At 66.1% G+C, this 6,724-nt stretch carries 6 protein-coding genes and 1 pseudogene; 4 read left to right on the top strand and 3 right to left on the bottom strand.

What is annotated here, in order from left to right; genetic code table 11:
- Nucleotides 1-108: pseudogene (locus E2L08_RS03640) on the top strand (IS5/IS1182 family transposase); the annotation flags it as partial.
- On the opposite strand, the gene E2L08_RS03635 reads toward E2L08_RS03640, so the two are convergent.
- The 3 genes from E2L08_RS03635 to E2L08_RS03625 all read right to left on the bottom strand — a co-directional run bounded on the left by E2L08_RS03635 (nucleotide 92) and on the right by E2L08_RS03625 (nucleotide 2,550).
- Nucleotides 92-454, bottom strand: a complete 363-nt coding sequence (locus E2L08_RS03635) for a hypothetical protein (protein ID WP_133395691.1) — start codon at nucleotides 452-454, stop codon at nucleotides 92-94. The pseudogene E2L08_RS03640 and the gene E2L08_RS03635 overlap by 17 nt on opposite strands.
- A 74-nt stretch (nucleotides 455-528) precedes the next feature.
- The gene (locus E2L08_RS03630; protein WP_133395690.1) at nucleotides 529-1,095 is read right to left on the bottom strand and encodes a DUF421 domain-containing protein; all 567 of its coding nucleotides are present in this window, start codon (nucleotides 1,093-1,095) and stop codon (nucleotides 529-531) included.
- 78 nt (nucleotides 1,096-1,173) lie between these two features.
- Nucleotides 1,174-2,550, bottom strand: coding sequence for a M20/M25/M40 family metallo-hydrolase (locus E2L08_RS03625; protein ID WP_133395689.1), 1,377 nt, complete (start codon nucleotides 2,548-2,550; stop codon nucleotides 1,174-1,176).
- A gap of 278 nt (nucleotides 2,551-2,828) precedes the next feature.
- Between E2L08_RS03625 and hemA the strand changes: the two genes are divergently transcribed.
- From hemA to ispG, 3 genes are all read left to right on the top strand, one after another.
- Nucleotides 2,829-4,052, top strand: coding sequence for a 5-aminolevulinate synthase (hemA, locus tag E2L08_RS03620; protein ID WP_133395688.1), 1,224 nt, complete (start codon nucleotides 2,829-2,831; stop codon nucleotides 4,050-4,052).
- 129 nt (nucleotides 4,053-4,181) lie between these two features.
- A complete protein-coding gene (locus E2L08_RS03615) occupies nucleotides 4,182-5,507 on the top strand; it encodes a helix-turn-helix domain-containing protein (RefSeq protein WP_133395687.1) in 1,326 nt (441 codons plus the stop codon).
- Between the two features lie 73 nt (nucleotides 5,508-5,580).
- Nucleotides 5,581-6,720, top strand: coding sequence for a flavodoxin-dependent (E)-4-hydroxy-3-methylbut-2-enyl-diphosphate synthase (ispG, locus tag E2L08_RS03610; RefSeq protein ID WP_133395686.1), 1,140 nt, complete (start codon nucleotides 5,581-5,583; stop codon nucleotides 6,718-6,720).
- The last annotated feature ends 4 nt before the right edge of the window (nucleotides 6,721-6,724 follow it).

Below are 6,724 nucleotides of genomic sequence, written 5' to 3'. Positions count from 1 at the left end.
TTCGGTAGGTTGAAAGACTGGCGTCGCATCGCCACCCGCTACGACAGATGCCCGAAGGTCTTCCTCTCCGCCATCGCCCTCGCCGCAACCGTCATGTTCTGGTTATGAATCCTGACCCTAGTATTCTGCCGAAAAAGATAGCATGATTTCCAATGTTGCTGCCAATATCGAGAACAGCCGAACGTTCAGAGACAATGCCGGCCTTTTTTATTGCTTCCAGTTGGCCAAGCTCGTAAAAGGTATTCAGAATGAGTATGCGTTTCTGGACATAGTCATGATGCGCTTGCGGAAGGGCAATCTGTATATCGTCTTCAGAATAAGGAAAGGTTAGAATTCCGTTCGAAAGCTGCGATAGTTTCAGATGCCGGGTCACCTCTTCCAGCTGGCGGCTTATCTTAATGAGAATATCTCGGTTGTTATCTGTTTTATCGTGTTTCGTTCGTTTGCCAAACATGAAAAGGCGCCTTTGCTGGTTTGAGCAGCGTCTACACATTTACTTTTTGGTCTGCAACAGCCGGATATCCTCGCCTACCCGTCCCGGCCCCCGTCGCCGTCGCCGTCGTCCTCGGCGCCCTCGGGGATCTCGACGCCCGAGCGGCGGAGGCTTTTCGCGCTGGCATGACCGTCGCCCTTGTCGGTGAAAACCGAGACCTCGCCCGAGCTTTCGAGGATCATCGCCTTGACGTGGCTCAGACGGTCGATGCCGTTCTGGCGCATGAACATGAAGATCTCGTCCTCGACGATGCGCTCGTCCCGCATCCGGGCCTTCTGCATCTCGCCGTTGAAGACCAGCAGCGCGGGGGGCGCCTTGATCATCTTGCGGAACCGTTTCGACAGCAGCGCGCCCTTGGAAATCGCCCAGTCCATCGCGATCACCGAGGACAGCGCCAGCGCCGCGTCGAGGATCTGGACCGATTCCAGCACGATGAACGAGCTGAGGATCGAGCCCACGGTAAAGGTCAGGATCAGGTCGTACATGTTGAACTGCGACACGGTGCGCTTGCCCGCGAGCCGCAGCAGGAACAGCAGCGCGGCAAAGCCCAGAGCCGCGGAAAGCGGGATGTGCCACAAGGGGCCCTTGCCGTCCCACCACATGATGTCTCTCCGTCGCGACGGGGGGCCGCAGGGGGATGACGCCGGGCGGGGGCCGCGGGTTCCGCCCGGCGCGCGCGATCAGCCCTCGGCCAGCGCGTCGAGAACGCGCGCCCAGCTTCGCGTGCCGCGGGTAAAGCTCGACAGCTCGTATTTTTCGTTGGGCGAATGGATCTGGTCGTCGGCATTGCCGAAGCCGATCAGCATCGTGTCCATGCCGAGGATCGTCTTGAAATAGCCCGCGATGGGGATGGAGCCGCCGGCGCCGACATAGGCCGCCTCGTTCGGCCATTCGGGGCCGAGGGCGCGGCGCGCGGCCTCGAAGGCGGGGTCCGAGATATCCATGACGCTGGCGGGCGAGGCGCCGTGGCCGTGGAACTCGACCGTGCAATCGGGGGGCAGGCGGTCGCGCACCATGGCGCGGAAACTCTCGCGGATGGCGTGGGGATCCTGCTCGCCCACGAGGCGGAAGGATACCTTGGCCGTGGCCTGCGCCGGCAGCACGGTCTTGAAGCCCGCCCCCGCATAGCCGCCCGCGATGCCGTTCACCTCGGCGGTGGGGCGCGACCAGAGCTGTTCCAGCGCCGAGCGGTCGGCCTCGCCCGCGGGGGTCGAGAGCCCAACCGCGCCGAGATAGGCGCCCGCGTCGAAGCCCAGGCCCTCCCACTGGGCGGCGAGTTCGGGCGAGAGGTCGTGGACGCCCTCGTAAAAGCCCGGCACCGTCACGCGCCCGCTCTCGTCATGCAGGTCGGCGAGGATGCCGGCAAGCACGCGTATGGGGTTGATCGCGGCGCCGCCGAAGCTGCCGGAATGAAGGTCGCGATCGGCCGCGCGGATCGTGATCTCTTCGCCCAGAAGGCCGCGCAGCATGGTGGTGATCGCGGGGGTGTCGGGGTCGAAAAGCTGCGTGTCGCAGATCAGCGCGACATCGGCGCGCAGCTCGTCCGCGGTCTCGCGCAGAAAGGGCACGAGCGAGGGCGAGCCCGATTCCTCTTCGCCCTCGAGCAGGATCGTGACGCGGCAGGGCAGGGCGCCTTCTTCGGCGACGATGGCGCGGCAGGCCTCGAGAAAGGTCATGAACTGGCCCTTGTCGTCGGCCGCGCCGCGCCCGCGGATGACCGGCCCCCGCGGGCCGTCCTGAAGTTCGGGGTCGAACGGGTCGCGGTCCCACAGATCGAGCGGATCGACCGGCTGCACGTCGTAATGGCCGTAGAACAGGACGTGCCGCGCGCCGCTGCCGCCATGGGCCACGACCATCGGATGCCCCGAGGTGGGGCGGGCGGAGGCCGTGAACCCCATGCTCTCGAGATCGGCCACCAGCCAGTCGGCGGCGCGGGCGCAATCGGCGCCATAGGCCGGATCGGTCGAGATCGACGGAATCCGCATCAGCGCGAACAGGCGCTCGAGCGCCGCGTCGCGGTCGGCGTCGATGCGGGAAAGGACGGGGTCGAGGCGCATGGGGGCATATCCGGTCTGGGAAACATTCGGGGCGCGAGGGTAACAGGCGGCGCATCCGTGTCCAGCGGTGGACCTTGCGCGGGGATTTTGCCAAAAGGCGAAAACCTTGACCTGGATCAAGGTTGCCCCGTGCCGTTCGTCGGACAAGGGGGTTCGAGGGGACGGGCAGGCGGTCCGCGTCCCTCGGGCGGGCCGATGCGTCACCAGACCGCCGTGACGCGCGCGCATCGCTGCATAGATGAGGGTCCGAAAGGTCCGGTGACGGGAGACGCGAGAAAGTGAATTACGAAGCCAGCATCGACGGCGCGCTCAAGCGGCTCCACGACGAAGGCCGCTACCGGACCTTCATCGACATCGAACGCAGCCGGGGCCATTTTCCCCATGCGACATGGACGCGGCCCGACGGGACCGAGCGGCCCGTGGTCGTGTGGTGCGGCAACGACTATCTCGGGATGGGGCAGAACCCCGTTGTGCTGGACGCCATGCATGACGCGATCGACCGCACGGGCGCGGGATCGGGCGGCACGCGCAACATTTCGGGCACCACGATCCATCACAAGCGGCTCGAGGCCGAGCTGGCCGATCTTCACCGCAAGGAGGCCGCGCTGCTGTTCACCTCGGCCTATATCGCCAATGACGCGACGCTTTCCACGCTGCCCAAGATCTTTCCCGGCCTCATCATCTATTCCGACGCGCTGAACCACGCCTCGATGATCGAGGGCGTGCGGCGCAACGGCGGGGCCAAGCGGATCTTTCGCCACAACGATCTCGCGCATCTGCGCGAGCTGCTCGAGGCCGACGACCCCGCGCTGCCCAAGCTGATCGCCTTTGAATCGGTCTATTCGATGGATGGCGATTTCGGCGAGATCGAGGGGATCTGCGACCTTGCCGAGGAGTTCGGCGCGCTGACCTATATCGACGAGGTTCATGCCGTGGGCATGTACGGGCCCCGCGGCGGCGGCGTGACCGAGCGCGACGGGCTGATCGGACGCATCGACATCGTCAACGGCACGCTCGCCAAGGCCTATGGCGTGATGGGCGGCTATATCGCGGCCTCGGCCAAGATGTGCGACGCGGTGCGGTCCTATGCGCCGGGCTTCATCTTCACCACCTCGCTGCCGCCCGCCGTGGCCGCGGGCGCGGCCGCCAGCGTCGCCTGGCTGAAGGAGCATCCCGAACTGCGCGCGCGCCACCAGACGCAAGCCAGCATCCTCAAGCTGCGGCTCAAGGGGATGGGCCTGCCGCTGATCGACCACGGCAGCCATATCGTGCCCGTCCATGTCGGCAACCCGGTGCATTGCAAGATGATGTCGGACATGCTGCTCGAGGATCACGGGATTTACGTGCAGCCCATCAATTTCCCGACCGTGCCGCGCGGGACCGAGCGGCTGCGCTTCACCCCGAGCCCGGTGCACGGGCCGCGCGAAATGGATGCGCTCGTCGCGGCGATGGATACCCTATGGGCACATTGTGCGCTGAATCGTGCCGATATGAGCGCCTGACATACAAATGCTGGTATTCACACGGGCCGCGAGCGTGCTATCCTTGGCTCAATAAGGCTTGCCGAGTCCCGGACCGCCATCTATCGGGCCGGGCTAAGGTGACCACGGGGCAGTCATAGGGGATTTGCCATGATCGGGCGTTTCCGCCAACAGGACGCGGAGCAGGTCGAGGACCTCAAGGGGTTCGACGATTACGATCTGCGTCTCGGCGACGTCATGCGCGGCGAACGTGCGACACTGGGCAAATCGCTTCTCGATATCCAGCGCGACCTCAAGATCAAGGCGACCTATATCGCCGCCATCGAGAATTGCGATCCGACCGCCTTCGAGACGCCCGGTTTCATCGCCGGATATGTGCGGTCCTATGCGCGCTATCTCGATCTCGATCCCGACTGGGCCTTTCGCAAGTTCAGCGCCGAAAGCGGCTTTACCACGGCGCATGGCATGTCGCAGGCCGCGTCGGTCAAGCGGGCCGACCCGGTTGCCAGCCGGCGCGAGGCCGCGCCGCGCGACCCGTTCGGCGAAAAGGCCATGGGATTCGCGCTCAAGCCCGAGAGCTTTCTCAGCCGGGTGGAGCCCGCGGCCATCGGGTCGATGGCCGTGCTCGTCGCGCTGATCGGGGTTATCGGCTATGGCGGTTTTGCCGTGCTGAACGAGGTGCAGAAGGTGCAGGTCGTGCCGATGGACCAGGCGCCCGAGATCGTGGCCGAACTCGATCCGCTCAGCTCGGCCGAACCGGTCGAGACGCCGGATGCCGCGACCGGGTCGGCCACGCTGTCCTCCGAGGGGTTCGACCGGCTCTATCGCCCGCAGGCGCTCGACGTGCCGGTGTTGGTGGCCCGCGACGCGCCCATTGCCCAGCTCGACCCGCGCGAGATCGGCGCGCTGTCGGACCAGGCGCCGCAGCCCGACCGCCTGCCCGATTTCGGCGCGACGACCGCGCTTGCGGGTGCCGAGCCCGAGCCCACCCTCGGCGGGGTCGATGCCGCCGTGGCCGAGGCGTTGGCCACGCCCGCACTCGGCAATGACGTGGCGCGCGACGAGGATGTGACGCTGGCCGGGGCGAGCCCGCAGGTCGTGTCGGACGACTCGCCCGAGATCGTCGTCTTTGCCGTCGATTCCTCGTGGGTGCGGGTGCGCGCCGCCGATGGCACGACGCTTTACGAGAAGGTCATGGAAGAGGGCGACCGCTTTGTCCTGCCCCGCACCGAGGAGCCCGCGACGCTGCGCACGGGTCAGTCGGGGGCGATCTATTTCTCGATCAATGGCACGCCCTATGGTCCCGCGGGCAGCCGCGGCGCGGTGACGGGGAACCTTGCGCTGGCCGCCGAGGATCTGACGCAGAGCTACGAGGTCGCCGATATCGCCGCGGACACCGCGCTGGCCCGCGTGGTGGCCGAGCTGCGCGCGACCCCGCCGCAGGCGCCCGGCGCCGCCGCGCCCGAGACCGAATAGCGCGGCCGCGCCCCGGTTGGCACCGCCGCCGCAAGCGCCTAGATTGTCGCCTGTACCGTGACCGGAGCCCCCAATGTCGCTGAACGCCATTCGCCCCTGGAAGAACATCTATCGTCGCAAGTCGCGTCAGATCATGGTGGGGCGCGTCCCGGTCGGGGGCGATGCCCCGATCTCGGTCCAGACCATGACCAATACCGACTCGGGCGATGCGCGTGCGACGCTGAACCAGATCGCCGCCTGCGCCGAGGCGGGGGCCGATATCGTCCGCGTCTCCTGCCCCGATGTCGAGGCGACCACCGCGCTGAAAACGATCTGCCGCGAAAGCCCAGTGCCCATCGTGGCCGATATTCATTTTCACTACAAACGCGCCATCGAGGCGGCCGAGGCCGGCGCGGGATGCCTGCGGATCAACCCCGGCAATATCGGCGATGCCGCCCGCGTGCGCGAGGTCATCCGCGCGGCCAAAGATCACGGCTGTTCGATCCGCATCGGCGTCAATGCCGGGTCGCTGGAACGCGACCTGCTCGAGAAATACGGCGAGCCCTGTCCCGAAGCGATGGTCGAATCCGGGCTCGATCACATCAAGATCCTGCAGGACAACGATTTTCACGAGTTCAAGATCAGCGTGAAGGCGTCGGACGTGTTCCTGTCGGCCGCCGCCTACCAGGGCATTGCCGATGCGACCGACGCGCCGATTCACCTCGGGATCACCGAGGCCGGCGGCCTGATGTCGGGCACGATCAAGAGCGCGATCGGGCTGGGCAACCTGCTGTGGATGGGGATCGGCGACACGCTGCGCGTCTCGCTTTCGGCCGACCCGGTCGAAGAGGTCAAGGTCGGCTACGAGATCCTCAAGGGGCTGGGGCTGCGCCATCGCGGGGTGAACATCATCTCGTGCCCCTCCTGCGCGCGGCAGGGGTTCGACGTGATTAGGACGGTCGAGGCGCTCGAGGATCGGTTGTCGCATATCAAGACGCCGATGAGCCTGTCGATCATCGGCTGCGTGGTGAACGGGCCGGGCGAGGCGCTGATGACCGATGTGGGGTTCACCGGCGGCGGGGCCGGATCGGGCATGGTCTATCTCGCCGGCAAGCAAAGCCACAAGATGTCGAACGACCAGATGATCGACCATATCGTCGAACAGGTCGAGAAACGCGCGGCCGAGATCGAGGCCGAGACCGAAGCTGCGGAAAAGGTCGAGGCCGCCGAGTAAGAGC

Source organism: Palleronia sediminis, assembly GCF_004358695.1.
In the GTDB taxonomy this organism is placed as follows: Bacteria; Pseudomonadota; Alphaproteobacteria; order Rhodobacterales; family Rhodobacteraceae; genus Palleronia; species Palleronia sediminis.
This window is presented reverse-complemented; position numbering and strand designations above follow the sequence as displayed.